Source organism: Enterobacter sp. PL_is379 (assembly GCF_055817355.1).
Map to the genome: position 1 here is coordinate 37,464 of NZ_JBVPGT010000016.1, position 18,746 is coordinate 56,209.

The 18,746-nt window shown below is 49.8% G+C and carries 17 protein-coding genes; 14 read left to right on the forward strand and 3 right to left on the reverse strand.

Annotated elements, in window-relative coordinates; translation table 11 throughout:
* The first annotated feature begins 1 nt into the window (after position 1).
* From AC0TOY_RS00935 to AC0TOY_RS01000, 14 genes are all read left to right on the forward strand, one after another.
* Entirely contained in the window at positions 2–385 is a 384-nt protein-coding gene (locus tag AC0TOY_RS00935; protein WP_043139501.1) for a DUF6750 family protein, read from the forward strand.
* 68 nt (positions 386–453) lie between these two features.
* The gene (locus AC0TOY_RS00940) at positions 454–660 is read left to right on the forward strand and encodes a hypothetical protein (RefSeq protein ID WP_196106704.1); all 207 of its coding nucleotides are present in this window, start codon (positions 454–456) and stop codon (positions 658–660) included.
* Positions 654–1,607, forward strand: a complete 954-nt coding sequence (locus tag AC0TOY_RS00945) for a hypothetical protein (RefSeq protein ID WP_196106705.1) — start codon at positions 654–656, stop codon at positions 1,605–1,607. Before AC0TOY_RS00940 ends, AC0TOY_RS00945 begins: the two co-directional genes overlap by 7 nt.
* Positions 1,608–1,629: 22 nt before the next feature.
* A complete protein-coding gene (locus tag AC0TOY_RS00950; RefSeq protein ID WP_063434111.1) occupies positions 1,630–4,707 on the forward strand; it encodes a hypothetical protein in 3,078 nt (1,025 codons plus the stop codon).
* A 13-nt stretch (positions 4,708–4,720) separates the two neighbouring features.
* Positions 4,721–5,917: a conjugal transfer protein TraW gene (traW, locus tag AC0TOY_RS00955; protein WP_043139513.1), complete on the forward strand. Its 1,197-nt coding sequence runs from the start codon at positions 4,721–4,723 to the stop codon at positions 5,915–5,917.
* Positions 5,914–6,426 (forward strand): conjugal transfer protein TraX, encoded by a 513-nt coding sequence (traX, locus tag AC0TOY_RS00960; RefSeq protein WP_043139516.1) that lies wholly within the window; start codon positions 5,914–5,916, stop codon positions 6,424–6,426. The genes traW and traX overlap by 4 nt, the downstream gene beginning before the upstream one ends.
* A 53-nt stretch (positions 6,427–6,479) precedes the next feature.
* Complete coding sequence (locus AC0TOY_RS00965; protein ID WP_196106706.1) at positions 6,480–8,627, forward strand: DotA/TraY family protein; 2,148 nt, start codon at positions 6,480–6,482, stop codon at positions 8,625–8,627.
* An 88-nt stretch (positions 8,628–8,715) separates the two neighbouring features.
* On the forward strand, positions 8,716–8,967 hold the full coding sequence (locus tag AC0TOY_RS00970; protein ID WP_043139525.1) for a type II toxin-antitoxin system Phd/YefM family antitoxin: 252 nt from the start codon (positions 8,716–8,718) through the stop codon (positions 8,965–8,967).
* Positions 8,964–9,251, forward strand: coding sequence for a type II toxin-antitoxin system RelE family toxin (locus AC0TOY_RS00975; protein WP_043139530.1), 288 nt, complete (start codon positions 8,964–8,966; stop codon positions 9,249–9,251). Before AC0TOY_RS00970 ends, AC0TOY_RS00975 begins: the two co-directional genes overlap by 4 nt.
* 17 nt (positions 9,252–9,268) lie before the next feature.
* The gene (gene excA / locus AC0TOY_RS00980; RefSeq protein ID WP_196106707.1) at positions 9,269–9,949 is read left to right on the forward strand and encodes a plasmid IncI1-type surface exclusion protein ExcA; all 681 of its coding nucleotides are present in this window, start codon (positions 9,269–9,271) and stop codon (positions 9,947–9,949) included.
* Between the two features lie 95 nt (positions 9,950–10,044).
* Entirely contained in the window at positions 10,045–11,307 is a 1,263-nt protein-coding gene (locus AC0TOY_RS00985) for a secretion/conjugation apparatus DotM-related subunit (RefSeq protein ID WP_196106708.1), read from the forward strand.
* Between the two features lie 4 nt (positions 11,308–11,311).
* Positions 11,312–12,376: a DsbC family protein gene (locus AC0TOY_RS00990; protein WP_196106709.1), complete on the forward strand. Its 1,065-nt coding sequence runs from the start codon at positions 11,312–11,314 to the stop codon at positions 12,374–12,376.
* 10 nt (positions 12,377–12,386) lie between these two features.
* Positions 12,387–14,717 (forward strand): F-type conjugative transfer protein TrbC, encoded by a 2,331-nt coding sequence (gene trbC, locus AC0TOY_RS00995; protein ID WP_196106710.1) that lies wholly within the window; start codon positions 12,387–12,389, stop codon positions 14,715–14,717.
* The gene (locus AC0TOY_RS01000; RefSeq protein ID WP_142966679.1) at positions 14,638–15,156 is read left to right on the forward strand and encodes a phospholipase D family nuclease; all 519 of its coding nucleotides are present in this window, start codon (positions 14,638–14,640) and stop codon (positions 15,154–15,156) included. Before trbC ends, AC0TOY_RS01000 begins: the two co-directional genes overlap by 80 nt.
* Before the next feature lie 64 nt (positions 15,157–15,220).
* Here AC0TOY_RS01000 and AC0TOY_RS01005 read toward each other — a convergent pair whose 3' ends face one another.
* The 3 genes from AC0TOY_RS01005 to mobA are packed head-to-tail and all read right to left on the reverse strand — an operon-like array spanning position 15,221 to position 18,538.
* On the reverse strand, positions 15,221–16,234 hold the full coding sequence (locus tag AC0TOY_RS01005; protein WP_059295139.1) for a hypothetical protein: 1,014 nt from the start codon (positions 16,232–16,234) through the stop codon (positions 15,221–15,223).
* Between the two features lie 26 nt (positions 16,235–16,260).
* Positions 16,261–18,192, reverse strand: a complete 1,932-nt coding sequence (gene traI, locus AC0TOY_RS01010; RefSeq protein ID WP_248083254.1) for a TraI/MobA(P) family conjugative relaxase — start codon at positions 18,190–18,192, stop codon at positions 16,261–16,263.
* Position 18,193: 1 nt separating this feature from the next.
* On the reverse strand, positions 18,194–18,538 hold the full coding sequence (gene mobA / locus AC0TOY_RS01015) for a plasmid mobilization protein MobA (RefSeq protein WP_043139551.1): 345 nt from the start codon (positions 18,536–18,538) through the stop codon (positions 18,194–18,196).
* Between the last annotated feature and the right edge of the window lie 208 nt (positions 18,539–18,746).

An 18,746-nucleotide genomic window follows, 5' to 3' on the forward strand; every position in this document is an offset into this window, starting at 1 on the left:
AATGCGTAATTTCACACTGTTCGTTTCCGTTCGCATCCTGATGGCGCTGTCTTCACTGCGCGCACGATTAGGAGCGGTCCTTACATTATTGCTTGGGCCGCTGACTTTACCTGCGTATGCAGACGATGATCTTTTCGGCATGTTTGATGGTGTGGCGGAAAGCGCAGATGGCTCAGGAAAAAGTATCCTCAAACTTTCCAAGTTCGGTGGGATTGGATGCGTGGCAATTGGGGTATGTCTTTGGGTTGCTAAAAAGAAAAATCCTCAAATTGGTTGGGGATGGGTACTGACCTTCATGGGTGCAGGCTTCGTCATGATTGCCCTCGACCAGTTCATCAAAAAAGGTCAAACGACTATCAAGCTGAATCCAGTAGACGTCGGCTAAATCCTGAAACTATCGCTCCGGCCGTGCGCCGGAGCTTTGCTCACTAATCCGGAGGAATACCCTTACCCATGAACATCGAAATTTATTATTCAGAAGCCCATGATCGTATTTACGCTGCCGAAAAAGGAACAAAACAAGAAACAGACGTAACAGAGCAAGTAGTCAGAGCCGTCATGGGGAAAATTGGTGGTGTTGGTTATAAAATCCCGGTTCAGAGTCAGGGAAAAATCGTAGCTGAAATAGGGATGTTCCTGCCGGAGCTGCCTGAATGCTAAAACTTCATGAGAGGTTATACACGATATGCCCCATTGAAATTGAGGCATGTTTAGACGAAGAAAAAGATAATAAGCCGGATTCCCTGCTTATTAAGCCGCCTGAAAATGTGGCGTTTTGTTCAATCGTCGAACCCATTAGTGAGGGATTTCATTTCTGCGGGATCACGCGCGATGCACAGGGTAACGATAACGAAATCTATCTTCTGCCAATAAATCACCTCTCCGAACAGCTGATGAAGCTACGTTCTTCAACAGCTGATAACGAGCTCATAGAGCTTTTACTTAAACGCAGCCGGCGATGGCTGCGCATGGATCTGGAATATCTGCGTTTAGCATTCCCGGTTAAACAGGAAACGTTCGATGTGGGTCAACAAATCTGGGGCCATGATATTGCTGCCCCCTCACCTGTTTTAACGCAGCGCGCACACCGACTCACAGGCGGAAAATGTGTCATCTGCGAGCATTACAGCCGGCATAACACACTCTTTTTCAGAGACGGCAATCCGGATAATCAAGTTGATGCAAATCTTGGCGTTGTTTGCCCTATTTGTGCGTGCAGTCGCCGTCTTAACAGTTTGGGAGCGAATGACGGTGTGATGGTTTATCTGCCTGAACTAAAACCAGAAGATCTCAGTCTCTTGTTAAGAACGGTAATCACTGCGCGAAAGCATGGAGATGATCGCCAGAAAAAGGGAGCCACAGCAGTTCTACACTGGCTAATCGAGCATCGAAAAGAAGCAGAGTCTTTCTGGGGTACGAGTCACCCAGGAGAGTTTGGGCAGGCGCTTATACAGGTTCCCGAGGAGAAAAGAGAAGAGCTACAACAGCGATTAAGACACATCGCTCTTATTCCAAACCCCGACATCTTTAACGATCACATTGAAAATCCGGCAGTTAAGCCAACAGCATGGCAATCTCTGCTAAAAGAATATCGCAGTCATCCCTGACCGCCCACCTGAGAGTAACTCCATGAAAAATCCTTTAGTCTCTGCGCTTAAATGCGTTGAAGAGGCGTTGGCCTACGCCTCTCGATATGCATTGGGACATGACTTCACCCGCTACTGCGACTTACGCACGACCATAGGACTGACCGACGATGACAAAAAACGCCGGCCGGAGATGAACGCCCCCTATATCTTCCTGACTGAGCAAGGGCATTACGCCAGTGTCTTTGAGGTAGAGGGGACCTACTGCCAGTTTAATGAGCAGGAGGCTTTAACAGAGGAAGAAAAGCGAGATCCCTCCCTGTTCAGTAATTACATCGACCGCCTTCAGAACCTCCTGAACAGTGAATTCAAGAATGTTGGCCATAAGCTGAGCTTTGTCTTTGAAAAGGACCCTGATAAAGCCGAAGAAGAGTTGCGTAAACTACTGGCTCACCAGTATCGCTCACTCAAACGTATGGGGCTTGATTTAACCGATATACTTGACGAGCGAATTGAAAAAATGGTGCCGTTTGTGGCCCGTGAGCGCGCATTTTTGGTGGTATACACCGCGCGTGAGGCGTTAGCCCCGACGGAAATAAAAGATGAGGAAAAAAGAAGAGAGACGATACTTAAAAACACTCCGGGTGCCCGTTATGGCCAAAATCCGGCATTCCAGGAACTGGAAGGTTTAAAAATCCGCCACGATACGTTCGTCAGCACCCTGGAAAACCAGTTTGGTAAGGGTGATTTCGGCACGCGTATTCGGTTAATGAATGCCCGTGAGCTTGGCTTTCATCTACGTGAGGAAGCAGAGAGAAATAGCACCTCATCGACATGGCGACCTTTTCTGCCCGGAGACATTAAATGGCCTCACGGATTGCCGAAAGGTGATGATCATTCTTCCCTGCTTGCCCCTCATCTCAATTACCAGCTGTTTAACAGTAAGCCTGAAGTTGAAGGTGATTTCATCCGTCTCGACGGTTTATGGCACTCAACTTTAGCCGTATCGCTCGGACCGCAGCAGCCTGAAACGTTCAGCCAGCTTTTCAGCAAAATGAGTCGCACCCTTCCCTGGCGTATACGAATGGATTTGATGCCTAATGGCCTCAACGTCCTGGGTGGGAAAAAACTGGTGCTGAGTATGGCGGCCCTCCTGCCGCCTATTCGACCGATCTATAACTCAGTTCAGTGGCTCGAAAATGCCGGCAAATCAGAGCCTGTATGCGTAATGACTATCTGCGCATCAACCTGGGGGCGCACAAAAGAGATTGTTAAACGAAACAGAACTCTTCTGAAGAAGGGTCTTCAGTCATGGGGTATTTGTGAGGTTACAGATACATTTGGCGATCCTGTTCGCGCCTGGGTATCAACGATGGTCGGTGCCAATGCGCTGAGTATTCCATCATTAATGTTTCCTCCACTTTCAGAAGCACTGGCGCTTCTGCCATTACAGCGACCGGCAACACCCTGGGCTGATGATGCCAGCATTATTTTTGGCACACCTGACGGCAAACCTTTCCCGGTCAAACTTGCGAGTAACCTTCAGACCAAATTTACTGAGATCGTGGCCGGGGAACCGGGAACCGGTAAATCTGTCGCGCTGGGTTCGTTGAGTGAGGCAATACTGTTTTCCGGCCAAAATAGCCTGCCGTTTTTATCTTACATAGATAAAGGGTTCTCGGCGCAGGGGCTGGTCAGGCTGATTCGTGACGCCCTTCCATCTCACCGGAAGCATGAAGTGGTTGGTCTGATTCTGGAAAACAGCCGTGAATATTGCAAAAACCCTTTTGATGTCCAGCTGGGAATGAAATACCCACTGACTCCTGAGAAAGAATATCTGGTCAATATTTGCGAAACTCTCTGTGTCAATCCGGAGACTGGTATCCCTCCTAATGCTCAGGATTGTCGCCAGATTCTCAGTAAGGTCATTGATAAAGCCTATGAATTTAATGCTGATAAACAACCGGTATTTTATGCGCAGACACTCGAACCGGAAGTAGACGAAGCCCTGGATAAGACGGGGATACGTCACGAATTCGATGAGACGTGGTGGAGTAAAGCTACGTGGTACGAAGTTCGCGATTTGCTTTTTAAGAAAGGAGAGATCAAAGCTGCGACGAGAGCTCATTACCAGGCAATGCCTGAGCTGAGCGACCTGCAGCTTTATCTCAATGACGAAGACGTCAAATCCCAGTATGGAGAGATCACGCGCCAGGGTAGTGGTGAAAAACTGCTGTCTTACATTGGTCGCTGCCTGGGTGACGCATTAAGTTCCTATAAAATGCTTGCCGGCAGAACGGTATTTGAACTTAATCCGGATACCCGTGTTATCGCAATCGACCTTAACAATGTCGTAGGTGGTAAAACCCGAGCCGGGCAAGTTAAAACTGGTCTTATGTATCTCTATGCTGGCCAGCTGGCCGCCGGGCACTTTGAGCTGCCTCAGTACCGCAACGAGCTCATGAGTCATTTGCCTGAAGCATACCGTCCTTTCCATCACGAACGTCTTGTTCAGCTGGCGCAGGAGGTAAAAACCAAAATCTACGACGAGCTGCATAATGCGAAGGACATCCCCTTCATTATGAACAAGCTGGTTACTCAGGATCTTGAAAACCGTAAATTCTTTATCCGCACCGTTTTAAGCTCTCAATACCTGAACCACTTCCCGCACGAAATACTGAAGTCTGCGAACAGCCTGTACCTGATGCAGGTCAGTCATGAAGATTTACCGCTCCTGACTGAGCATTTTGGTGTGCCGGCGCATACGGCTCAGGCTTTCCGGTATATCGGCTCGGGTGCATCTCCTGACGGCAGCGGAACCCACTTCCTCGCAGTATTCCGGCTCAAAACAGGGCGTGTGGTACAGATACTCAAAAATACCCTTGGCCCTAAAGAACTCTGGGCGCTGAACTCCACGCCGAAAGATGCTGCGCTACGTGATCAGCTGTACGAAATGCTTGATGGCCGCACCGCTCGCTCAATTCTTGCCGACGCCTTCCCTACGGGTAGCGCGGTTAAATTGATCGAATTACGCCAGAAAGAAGCGAAAGAGACAGACCACGGCAACGTGATTAACAGACTGGCCAGCGAGCTGATCGCCGCCCGCAGCCTGCAAATCTGATTCAGGAAACTCTATGAAGATAAAACTTTTGGCGGCCGTAACAGGCAGCCTGATGCTATCCAGCTTCACGGCATCCGCTTATACGGTCAACGTTAACAGCAGCATACCAATCACTACACAGGTTGTGCCTCAACTCTCAACGGCTAACGCGACGTTGGGCACTATTCTCACCACCAACCAACAAATAGGAGGGGCGATTAGCTCAGGTAATGACAAGATTGCCGCAATGATTCAGCAATCTACCGAGAACATGCAACAGTATGCGACGTATGCCCAACAGATTAAGAATCTGGAGGACGCCAGGCGCAGTTACACCGTTCCTGACTCGATCTGCAGCGAATCTTCGTCGGGCCAGGCAACACAAATTTCCCGTCAGGCCGGGGCTAAACAGGCAAGTCTGTCCCGCGGTGGGGGCGTTAACAGTTCCTCAGTCAAAAAAGCCCTTTCATCAAAACCTGATGCGCCAGAGAAGGACCTGTTTGCCACCGCTGACATCCACCGTAACTACTGCACCAAAGAGGACGCTGATGCCTGGGGAGACCTCTGTAACGGCGTATCCGATCTGCCCGGAGGCGATAAACAAATCCGCTCATTACTGGCTGGCGCCGGCCCGGAGGATAAAGCCCCGGAGCTCACATTTAGTCAGGAGCAAACCGACGCTGCCATGATGTACCTGAAAAACTCATCGCGCCGTAGCGTGGGACGAGCGCTGAAAAAAGGTGAAGTCAAAACCGACAGCGGTCGCCAGTACATAGGAATGATGACAGAACACGATTCGATCCAAAGCGCTGCTGAACAGCCTCAGCTGGCCATGGTTGCGGCCAGCCAGCCAAACGAAGCAACGAAAGATGTACTGGCAGAAACCCTGCAAACACCATCCAGCAAAGCATGGTATGACGCGAACGCCTCTGAAGAGGCAAAACGTACCGGCATGATGTCTCTGCGTGAATTTGAGTCCTTCGAAGTCAACCGTCGCTATGCCAATACCGATTACCAGACCGACCTGCAGGGGATGGATGGTGATAACCTGGTACGCGAATCCATCCGTGTCCAGAGTCTTCAGAACGCTCTTCTTCTGGGTATTAAACAGCAGCTGCATGAGAACGCTATCCTGATCGGGCAACAGCTCAGCTTACAGGGCGCTCAATACTATGAACCACGTCTGGCGCAGAAACTGCAACAGGCTACTGCAGGGGCAACTCGTCAATGAAGAAAATTGGAAAAAAAGCATGGTTCACCGCCAACCTCGTCCTCCCGCTATGGGAGGCTGGTCGCATGGTTCACGCTGCCCGATACGCAGCAGAGAAAAATGCAGAGCGGTTTCGCCGCCTAAAACCGGAAGCAACCAAAAAAGAAACCGAGACGCTCAGTTTTGATGAGGCCGTAGCCGCCAGCGGCCAGAGCCGTGAGTCGTTGATACGGCGATACCTGCTGGCTAAACGGATCTGGTTGATGATGTTCTTCATGACGGTCGGGATTTTGATGCTACTCCCGATCGTGACCCTGGCATCCGGTCTCCCTGTGTATGGGGTATTCCTGTTTCGGTTACTGAGCATGATGTTCATGCTGGCCGCGTTTGCCGGCATGCTGTTCGTAAATGCGATGAAAAATCAGTTTCGAATATGGCAACTGCTTAACAAGGAGTTAGGCCCGTTTATCCAGTGGCGAACCTCGCAAGCATGGATTAAAGACGTATTCACCTGGCGTTCCCCTGCCTGATTTCATCTGTGTCGTCCTACGGACGCGCATTCTGCTCGTTTTGGAAAAACTCTATGAAAAGACTGCTTCTGTTACTGGCCGCTCTCGGAGCGGTCAGTTTGTCGTTGCCAGCTTTTGCAGACAGTATCAATTACGACACCATTACCGGCGCCGCGACACGCAACTCTGACCTGTCTCGTCAGTTGCTTATCATGGTGTTTGGCGATGTTGTAAATAATCCTCTGCAACCGCAAAACGTCAGTTTTATAGGCCTGTTATATGGTGTCTTTAACGCCATTATCGCTGGTCTCGCATTTATCTGGTTTATGGCGATCACACTGCGTGCCACCGTACTGACCGGCAATCGCGGGAGAGTATTTGGACAGGGGAATACAATGATGGCGCCGGTGTCCTCACTGGCTGGCTTCATGGCCCTGGTACCAACGCCTTCCGGATGGTCCATATCCAATCTGGCATTCTTGTGGATGGCCTCGATTATGGGTGTTGGCAGCGCCAACCTTCTTACCGACAAGGCTGCTGATGCAATCATGGATGGTCAGTCCCTGATAATGCAACCCGTCGCCGGTGAGACCATCACTGCTGCACGCGGAATATTTGACATGTATCTGTGCAAAGCGGCGCTTAACACTGAACAGGCTGAAATGCACCAGGTTGGGAGCAGCAATACGCCCGCAATGTCTGAGCAGCACTCCTCCGATGGGCGCGAGATTCGTATTACGAACGGCAGCGCTATATGTGGGAGCGCAGAACTTCCGCAAACCAAAGACAGTGACTCATGGTTCTCTTTTAGCGTGCCGATAAACTCCGGGCCACTTGAAAATGCACAGATGAGCGCCTTTTCAGAGATCAATAACACTCTCTCCAGCAGTGCCGAAAACTTTGTGAGCGCGTGGAAAAGTTACCAGGAGGGCGGTCAGTCCAGACTCCCTGATGTGGAAGAGGAAATCCAACAAGCAGCACGGCGCTATGAAGACACCATAACAGCGGCAGCAGCAAGCGTAAATAATGAAGGAACGATTCGCAATGAACTTGCAAACTACCTCAAGCAAAGCGGTTGGATCGCTCTCGGTGCCTGGTACCAGTCTTTTGCAACAGCAAATCAGAAAGTAAATTCTATTGCCAACAAAAGTCCTGTAGTAACCGGTCAGTCAAATTTAGGTGAGGTTGGAGTAGGTAAGCTTCATCAAGAAATACGTACTGCCCTAGCCGCACAAAGGAAAAATTCTAGTTACACCCCTCCTCTTGGTTCGGTTAATGCCGCAGGGAATGAGAATTTTGAGGATGTACAAACGGCTAATGATGCAATACTAAAAATAATGCCTAGCTCTCAAAAATTAACCAGCTGGATTATTAACTCAGTTATGACTGATAAAAACAGTGATAACTCTGAGCAAATTAATCCTATGCTAAAAATGAAAGCAATAGGCGATTACACCTTAGTATCTGCTCAACTCACCTTCACCGCCTTTACTGCAGCGAAAGCGGCCGTTGATTGGGCCTCCGCTGACGGGAACGGAATTGCAAAGATAATTAACACTGTTTCTGGTGTTGGTTATATAGCTAAAAGCATAATGAGCTCAGTTTCCCCAGTGGTGTACTTCATTCTCTTCATACTACTGAGCGTGGGGTTTTCTCTTTCGATATTCCTGCCATTCATACCGTTGATATATTGGATCACAGCCTGTACGTCCTGGCTTGGTAGCGTGTTAATCGGTACAACTGCTGGGTCTCTGTGGGCCGCGACCCATATTGGGACGGAAGAGGATAAAGGTAGTCGCGCTAATTATGGCTATATCTTCCTCATAGATGCGGCTATTCGTCCATCCCTTATGGTGTTTGGGTTCTTCTTTGCAAGCCTCGTAGTTGTTGCCATAGGTACGCTTCTGAACATGCTAATTACCCCAGCCCTCGCAAACGTGCAGGCTGATTCAGTAACCGGTCTGGCAAGTATCATCGGGATTTTGATGATCTATGCTCGTCTTTGTACCACGTTGGTTTCGTCAGCATTTAGCCTCCAGGTTTATTTACCGGATTACGTGATAGCTTGGCTTGGAGGACGGGAAGCTGCTCAAATGATGAAAGGTGCAGTTGAATCTACCCGCAGTATGTTTGCAGGTTTTGGCGGTAAAGCTGGACAAGCACCAGGCCTGAAAAAAATCGACTCGGTTAAACCAGGGGATGATGCCAACGGGTTTAAATAATGCGATTACCGCCGCAAAAAAGACCTATATTTAGGTCTTTTTTGTGCTACATTTAGATCAGCACCTTCATCTGATACCTGAGGTAAGCATGCCAAACACTATTCATAGCGACACAACGGCAAGTGTCAGCGAACTGAAGAAAAATCCCATGGCCACAGTCAAAGCCGGCGCGGGTTATCCGGTGGCGATAATGAACCACAACCAGCCTGCTTTCTACTGTGTACCTGCTGAACTCTATGAAAAGATGCTGGAATATATCGACGATCAGGAACTCGCTGCGCTGGTTGAAAAGCGGAGCAATCAAGCCCTGCATGACGTTGAGCTGGATCAGTATCTATGACCTATAAGATTAAGTTCAGGACTGACGCACTCAAAGAGTGGAATCATCTTGATAAATCTATCCAGCAACAATTTGCCAAAAAGCTAAAGGCATGTGCAGAAAATCCGCATATACCTTCGGCAAAACTGAGGGGAATGCCTGACTGCTACAAAATAAAATTGCGTGCCTCAGGCTTCCGGCTTGTTTATCAGGTTATTAATGATGAATTAATCATTGCTGTCGTTGCAGTTGGAAAACGGGAGCATAGTCAAGTTTACAATCTGGCCAGCAAACGGCTCAGATAGATATCAGGAAGATAAATATGTCAGTAAAACACTTTGACACTTACAGCAAAAATTGGCCCGTAGCTGTGACTGGAGTTTTATCCATTGGCTATCTGCTTGTTGTTTTACCCTTCCATTTCGCTTATGGCTTCTGGCTGTTTTCAATGCTAGACAGCCCGAGATATGGCTTACGCCCGCAAGATTATTCGCAGGCAGTATTTGTTTGGATTTCATTAGCTATTGCCATTTGCCTGACGTGTTACTGTATATATAAGCAAAGAAAAAATCTCAAAGCGTTCTCCAATTTCTTCCGCGAATCAGGATTAAATAACCCTTCGCCACAAAATATTGCCATGAATCGCACTGGCTGGGGTTACCTGGGGCTTGATACGCAAAAAGGGACTATTCTCTACATCAGCCACCCGGAGACGTCCATTCTGAACTTCTTTTTCCCACGCGACGTTCGTGTAATGGGGTTTGGAATGTATGACTGGAAATCAGTCGAACTTGAGGGCAACAGGCTGACAATTTATACCGGTAATCCAGAGCTCCCAACGGTCTCAATTACTTCCGGTAAAGCAGCAATGCTCTACGAGAAAATCAATGCCATGCGTCATCAACAGTGGAAATACGAGTATGACGTACCCGGATGCGTTGAGCTCCAGGCTAAGAAAATCGCAGAAGCAAATAGCCTGAACCTGGTGCTACCGCCACAGTAACACTCTCCCACAGCAACATCCTCCGCGCATATCCACTTCGGGGCACCCTATTCAGGGTGCCTCTTCTTTATATCTGAATACTGCAGGGTCCTCTCATGGCACAACCTGTCCGTAAGGACGTTCAGTCTAATAATGACTGGACGATGGCCGCTGTCGGCCTGTTTATTACACTAATGGTAATGGCTTTATTTTTTAGGCAGTTAACCATTGAATGCACAACCACCCTTCTCTACTGGCTCTGGAACCTGGCTGACTTTCCGCAATTTCATAGTGCAGCTTCGTGGCGAATCAACTTGCTGGCCAAGACGCATAACAATGCCGAAAACGTGTCATGGAGTGAGTTTTTCACTGTCATGGATGCCACGGCAGGTATTTTGCTAATAGCTCTGGTACCACTGGTGATCGTCGGCATTGTTGCTGTTCGTCGGCACCAGGCGAGCCGAACCAGCCGTGATATATCCATTAATACGCTGCCCCGAATCATGGCGCAGTTCTCCCCTGCCATTCTGCCGGCACTGAGCTATGGGGACAGGAAAACGCAGCTATTGAATGTAGATCCGGCTGAACATCGCAGCGCGATGACGCCAGATGAATTTGTCATCGAGCACAAGCTTGTTGTTAACAACCGGCTGAAGAAGGACCAGGCAGAAAAACTCTTCATCGAGCAGTTGGGTACACCGCTGCAGCACGATATAAAAGACTTTGACCGCTTCAACGATCATGAACGCGCAATGTTCGCGATTTTTGGGTTGCAGCATTTCCTTGATAAACGTGGCGAAGCGGAGCAGCTGTTAGATGCACTGAACCGCTCCACTCTTAAGTCAGACCGCAAATACCGCAACAAGATTGGATATCCCAACCTCTCACTGGCCACTTCAGCATATCGCAAAGTCACTGCAACGCCGGCAGCGCAAAAATGGATTAAGCAATACAACTATGTGCGAACCGCCATCGCGGCACTGCATGACAACGATCTGCATCTCCCTATTAGAAGGTACCGCTGGCTTAAGGGGCTTGATCGTACGCTCTGGTATGCCCTTGCTTCCACAGGCCGGCCCTGGCCATTCGTCGAAGGTGCTGGCGTGGTCAGCCAGGCACACTGGGAGAAGCTGGCTTCACGGTATCGGGTCCGATTAATCAAACCGATCATGTCACTGGCCATCGAGGGACTTGAAACAGATTTGAGAAATATAGGCGCTGTCGTAGTAGAACCCGCCCCGACAAAACCCTCTCCTGCCGATGTTGATGACGAAGACGACGATGAAGACGAAGCAGGAAATAACCAGTTAGTGAATTCCGCAGCCGACGAACAGCATGTCCATCGGCACGTACATACATTCCGCCCAAAAATGAGATAACCCCATGTCAGAACAAATCGTAAACCAAACTACTACCGAAATTCATGGACAACACCTCCAGATTCGCCTCAATGGCCATAGCCTGTTTAATCTCTATCGGCCGCTGAATGATCGCTACCAGCTGACGCTTGAGCTGGATAATGGACTGCACACTATCTGGCTGCGCCACGCTTACAACGGCGTTGCCAAACTGTTTTCTTCGGAAGACCAAAAGCTCGCTGAAAGTATTATGGACGCTACGGCCAATGCTCTGCAGAGCATGGCCATTAATGCTCCTGATGCTAAAGAACAACGCAAATCTGGCTTTCGCTGGTTGATCCCGGTTGCTATGACGGCGTTTCTCGTTGGCTCATGGACCACCTGGTTATGGCATTCATCTTCTTCAGTACAACCACCAGTACCAGTAATGGCATCGCAGCCGCCGGCATTACCCCATGAATCAACCCCTGTCGGATCACCGGCCCCTGTGCTCGTAAAACCGGCACCTGCAGTATCTGTTGGTTCCACTGTGCCGGCTGTATCAACTCCACCGGCAGAGCCTGGTTCGCTTTCAGCTGAGGAAGCTGCTGAAGCCCGTAATCTCCTGGCAACACGTCTGAAGAACGGTGCTGCAAAGCAGGAGTTTACTATTCAGCTCTCTTCTGGCCACCCGCGAACGCTATACATCTTTTCCGATCCGGAGTGCCCAAATTGCAAGATTTTTGAGCCGACCGTGCAGGCTTTCTCCTCGCAGTACAACATTGAGATTTTCCCTGTGACGCTGATAGGTAAAGCCCGAACAGCAGAACAGGTTGTTCCAATGCTGTGCGCACCTGCAGATAAACGGGCGGATATGTGGCGCGGCCTTTTCGACATTGGCGCCGGCATGCTGAACCCGAGTGCGAAAGCTGATACGCCAGCCTCCAGTTGTGAAGCAGGGCAAAACGCCCTGGCCCGTAACGATATGGCTTTTGAACTCTACAAATTGCCTGGCACGCCGACCGTCATAACCGATGACGGTCGTCTGGTTCCATTACAGGCCATGACAAGCGATGCAGCTCTGCAGGCTTTCATGAATAACGCGCAATGAGGGATTTAGGATGGATCTAAAAAGTCGCCATGGGCCGTTAGAAAACAGGCTCGTTAGCCGGCAAGTGCAGGGGCGTCTGGCAGAACGAATAATGCTTGCCCCGTTCTCTGTACAGCTTTTCCTGGCGTGCTCGCTTATTTTTGGTGTGGTATGGCCCGCCACCCTTCTGCTGTCTTTGCCATTTAACATCATCCTGCTGGTCGCATTCAGCGATCAGCGTTTTAGATTACCCCTCCGGATACCGATGGATGTAGGTGGCTTCGACATCTCCACTGAAAGAGAAGAAAGCTGGAATATCCCTTTTCTGAAACTGAATCTGCCTAAGATAATCGTGGGGAAAGCGAAAGGGGTCCTCTGTCTTGGTATAGGACGTGGCCGTGACCGCGGCAAAGAGTTATGGCTTGAAAGCTCTGATGCTCTGAGGCACATGCAGATCATGGCCACAACCGGTGGCGGTAAAACTGAAACCCTCTACTCGCTGTACTTAAATGCGCTGTGCTGGGCGCGGGGATGCTGCATTTCTGATGGTAAGGCTCAGATAGATCTCGCCGTGGCAACGTGGTCAATGGCCAGACGTTTTGGGCAGGAGGACGACTGGCACGTTCTTAACTTCATCACCGGCAATGACGACCGCTTCAAAAAACTGATGATCGGGGATAAATCCCGCCCTCAGTCCAATAGTACCAACCCGTTCGCCTATGGCAGTCCGACCTTCATTATCCAGCTGATGGAGTCACTGTTGCCTGCAGGAAACGGCAGCGATGAAGGATGGAAGGATAAAGCCCGAGCCATGATGAATGCCCTGATCTACGCTCTGTGTTATAAGCGCGCGCGCGATAACATTATGCTGACTCAGGCCGTCATTCAGTCCTATCTGCCGCTTATAAAATTCGTCGGGCTGTATCGTGAAGCTCTTGAAGAGGGATGGCACGAAGAGGGCTATAAGCCCATGGAAAACTATCTGGCCAACCTGGCCGGCTTTGATATGAAACTCATCAACCGCCCCGGGGAATGGTCCCAGGGTGCGCTTGACCAGCATGGCTATCTCATCCAGCAGTTTACCCGCATGCTCAGCATGTTTAACGATACCTATGGCCACGTCTTTCCCAAGAACGGTGGTGATATCGATATGCAGGATATCCTGCATAACGATCGCACCCTGGTAGTGCTTATTCCGGCGCTGGAGCTTTCTGATAACGAAGCAGCCACCCTGGGTAAGCTGTACATCTCTGACATCAGGATGAATATCGCAAAGGACCTGGGTAACAAAATTGAAGGTTCCCCGGAACACACACTTACGGTGAAGAAATTCGCCAGTAAATTCCCGTTTATGCTTATCTGCGATGAGGTAGGTTACTATTTCGCACCAGGGCTGGAAAAACTTGCGGCCCAGATGCGAAGCCTCAAATACATGCTGGTAATTCTGGCGCAGGACCTGCAGGCGATGATGCGCCACGGGAAAGAGGTTCATTCAGTTAATGCCAACCTCGGTACCAAACAGTTTATGAAAACTGAGGATACCGAAGATACGCTGAAGATGATCCGGGCTGTTGGCGGGACCGGGCAGTACGCTGAGCAGCGCACCATGAGCCGAACCGGCATGGGAGGCTACGAGGACGTGGATCGCGTTGAGTTCAGAGACAGGGATAACATCCAGCTGGATGAGCTCAAGGCTCTCAAGGAAGGACAGGGCATCATTGTCTTTGAAGATCGCCAGGTACGTAGCAGTTCTATCTACATTCCTGACAACGAAAAGATTTCAAAGCTGAACGTCAAAATTAACCGTTATGTACCCTTACGGCGTCCTGACTTCAGTGATTTATGCAATGAAGTACCTGCAGCTGCGCGCCGGCGCCCAGTCTCACAGGATCGAGTTTCTAATATTATCGATATCTGTCGCTCGACTTTACCAGGGGCATGGAATAGCCGCCTGAATGCTCGCTTAGCCGATAAAACGCTGATGGCCATAACCAGTGTAGCCACCGACCTTGATAACCGTGACGACCTGAATTTCACGCCAGAACAACGTGGCATTCTCTTATTCGAAACGGCTATTGAATCCCTGGAGCAAACCGGTGGACGCTATTACTGGCTGAAAGAGCAGGAATCCATTCGTATTTCCAAAAAGCGAATCGAAGAGGCGCACAGGAACAGTGCCGGCATTACGCTTCCTTCCACTTCACAAAGAGAGCCGGTCCCGGACCAACCACCTCCGGTCGGCCAACATGTATCCCAACCAATTTCAGAGAGCAACCGCGGTTATGACGACTGGTATCAGAACATTACTCAGCACGATTATAGTGACGATTTTACTAGTACCTCTGACGACATCAGGTACTGAATTACGCATCACCTCGGGGTTCTCTCCCGGGAAGGGCGCAATTAATAACATTCTGACGGCCATTGACAGCGCTCATGAGACCATCGACGTCGCTGCCTACAGTTTTACGAGTAAAGAGATCGCATTAGCGCTTGAGCGAGCCCGGGAGCGCGGTGTCAGGGTGCGAGTAATGGCTGATGCTAAAGATAATGGAGGGCGATACTCTGCCGTGACCTGGTTACAGCACAAAGGGATTCCGGTAAAACTAAACGGCCAGTACGCCATACAGCATAATAAATTCATGGTGGTCGATAGCATCACAACCCAGACAGGCTCATTCAACTACACCTCAAGCGCAGTTAAGCGAAACGCAGAGAACACGATCGTAATCTGGAATGAACCATCTACAGCTCGCGCTTATCAGCGGGAGTTTGAACGCCTCTGGGAAGAATCCAATTAGCCATAGTCAAAAAGCCGGAAGGGTGCTCCCCTCCGGCTTTTTTTTCGTCCTGGCAGTGCCACAGCTATTTGCGAAGATATTTTTTCTTGATACGGAACGCCGGGATAAAAAACGAAGCAACCACTCCAGCCATGAAAGTGGTTATTCCCAGTGCAATCTTGGACAGGATACCCTCATCCAGTATCTCGTAGATGAACAGCGCACCTAAACTCAATAACATTGCGATCAGGGTAAAGCGAACCAGACCGGCCAGGGGCAGTTCATGCACACTGGTTTTGACATACATCTCCCCATCCTCTCTGCTGGTCTTATCACGATCCAGCACATCCCTGACAGCATGCATATCGATCACGGGTTTGTGAAAGGTCGTCTCATCCGTGCAACACAGCTGGTTAGCCAGGAGGTCCGATATTGATGGCCATCCTGCTGGCCACTTACCAGGGAACGCTACCCCATAAGCGCGCAAAAGTGGGAGCGCAAAGGCATAGTGAGTAACCTTCTGAACATAGCGATTATCAAGAACGGCCCATACATCCAGCCCTCCTGCAGTATCCTGAACGTACACAGAGATTCGATTTGCTTCAGGATAATCATGGGGATAAACCCGTGCCGGGATATATTCGATACCGTGATGGCGGCAGAAGTTAACACGATTTTTACCTTCACCCGGGCAGAACAATCCCAGCTGAGGAATGAAGGTATAGCTCGTACTTTTCAGCCCGTAATCAGAAAAAATGTGGCGCCGTATATCGTGTTCATCTTTGTCGCTACAATAACGATCGGGCCACCAACGCCAGCTGCAGCCGAAGGTATGTAAGGTAGGAACCAGCATTTCAGTTGCCGAGCAGGTTTCAAAATCTCGCGGGAAAAAAGGAATGATGCTGCAGAAAAATTCCTGCCCGAAATGCGGCCCCCATTCTCCTCCAGTCATGGTCCCATGCAGGTCTAGTGGTATCCCTGACGTACCGCCTCTTGCTGCCATATCGATACGAAACTTCAGGTCAACAAGCTCCCTGGCGGCTTCCCTCACCGGTTCTGGCAAAGACGATAAATCCGCATGTTTTAGCTTCTCATCCATTCAGACACCACCTCCATGGTATGGCGTTAGTTCTTAATATTGGGCTTGGGCGGTACATGAGGCCGCATATTTCCACCTGCAGCTGGGGCATCATGCCGGGTCTCAGTCGGGGCATGATAACCTGCCTGCTGGCGCTGAACAGGATGCGTCAACGGAACTGTTTTTCCTGACGATGCGTTGAAATGCGGGATGTATTGAATGGTCCCGTTAACGAAGGATTTATCCCCTCGAATCTCAACTTTCTCACCACTCTTCTCACCACAGATGTGCAGCGCCATAGCGATGTTTTTACCCTTCTCTGCCGGTGCATCGGCAACCTCAATAAGCAAACCACGATCAAGCAATACAGGGTTGCCACCGGAGCTATATACAACGGCACCGTCGCGGTTAACCTGTGTTTCATAACCACGAATTTGAGCAGGACGGATATCATCAGCAACAGAGTTGAGGATGATGTTGCCGGAGATGGCTGCCGTGCGATTGTTTCGCTTCTCCCGATATGCCCAGCCACGAAGTTGCGAGATAGCAGCAGCATCATGTTTGGTGGCCTGCATCTCTACCCATGCTCGATACGATAACGGTCGGGAACCTGGCATCTCTTTAAGCGCTTTACGCTCTTCTCGGATTTGCAAACGCAAAGCGGCCATATCTTTCATTTTTTCGACTTCCAGCGCGCGGAACATCAGCTTACGAAGCAGAGGATCACGCTGTGAAATTCGGACATTATTTTTCCGGATACGATAGCTTGCTGACAATTCACGGAAACGTGTTCTTACGGAGTCGGCCGAAATTCCAGGGCGAACAAAAGCAGTTTTATACGCTTTATAGCGCGCAATTAAATCCTGACGAGCTGCGGCACGCTGAACACGGCGTTCAGCGCGGGCGCCCTTATCACGACGATGAAGACGATCGTTGTACTGGGTTTGAATATCTACCGTGCTCAGCAAACGTTCTCTGCCCACGTGATCAGTTTCACGATGAATCGTGGCAGGAATGAATTTACCGATTAATTCCTGCTGACTGTCTAGGGTAAGTTCAGGATGGAGATCGCTGGCCTTGATAGGTGCCTGGGTATCGCTCCCCAAATCATAAATAGCCAGGCCCTGACCTTTCGGACGTAGCTCGAGTCCAGCTGAAACTAATACGTTATGAACATCATCCCAGGTGTAGTCGGGCTGAAGAAACACTTCATCAATTTTTCCGCGGCAATTATCTACAGCATAAGAAAACAGGCTTTCTTTATCACCAAAGTGCTCCAGCTGGCGCGCAGCTGAAGGCGCAGATTTATAGAAGCTGCGGTTACGAACGATCGCGCCGTCTTCGTTAACTTTGTATGGGCCATTATCATGTTTCCATCCGTTCTTCAGCTCGAGCTCACGGCAGCAGCGGTCCAGGGTGAAGTGATCGTTATACAATGAGGCAGCTTTATAGCTCACCGGGTTAATGCGGTTCACCGTCAGATGGCAATGCAAATTATCAGTATCATCATGAATAGCGAAGACATACTGATGCCCTTCCATACCCATACGCTTCAGACAATGGCGAGCCGAATCAAAAATCTGATCTGGAGTAGGTCGCTCGGATTCCGGCCAGGACAGAATGACGTGATATACAGGGTCGTTACAGCGGGTGTTTTGCATGGCAACCATATCCATTTCAGTGGATGCCGTGGCCAGAGAGAAGCAGTTGGTTTCACAGATGACTTTATCGCAACGCACCTGCTGGCGTCCGTCCGGGAACGTTGCGATAACATCCTGTGAATCGGGTAGTGCATTACGCGTTGCATACCCTACCAGGTCGTTGAAAATCTTGTCCTCAGAACGGGACTTACGGACAAAGGGTTTTTCAGGCGATAGCGTTTCGCTCATCTCAACATCATCACGCAGGATGGTATATGAGACGAGTTGAACAAAGCTTGATTTACCATCACGACGGCGTTCAGCCACTACCGCAAGCATTTTAGTCCTCTGTATTGTTCAGGCTGTCAGCCCTGAATTTCATTAACGTCTTCTGCAACTGAGCCAGTGTCTCGGCAAACTGCTTACTCAGCTCTGGAGTCATCATTCCCTGCTTTTGCATCTCAGTATAAAGATGCTTTTGCAGGCCCCCCAGTTTAAGAATTTCATTCATCTGCCGGGTGTCACCTTTCGCGACAATACGTCTTCCGAGAGCAGCTCGCCGCAAAAACTCACCTGTTGAAATGCCGGCAGCTTTGGCACTTTCCTGTATCTGTGCTTTCTCTTCAGGGTAACAACGAACGCTGCCCAGCAACGCTGATCGCTGGCGTCTTTCACTCTTACTCATTCTCAATCCTTGCACGGCCTGACAGGCTTGCACGATTAATAGGGTGTCGGGACGGAGTCCTGACCAGGGCGTTTTGTGGGACCGTCTGCGTGCAGGCGGTGCTACAAAACATACCCTGTCCCACGTTTGACACTAGTTTTATGTTCCTGAGCTGAAGTATATGTGATTTCGGCTTCGCCGTCACTGGCTTACGCCAGGAAAAACATGG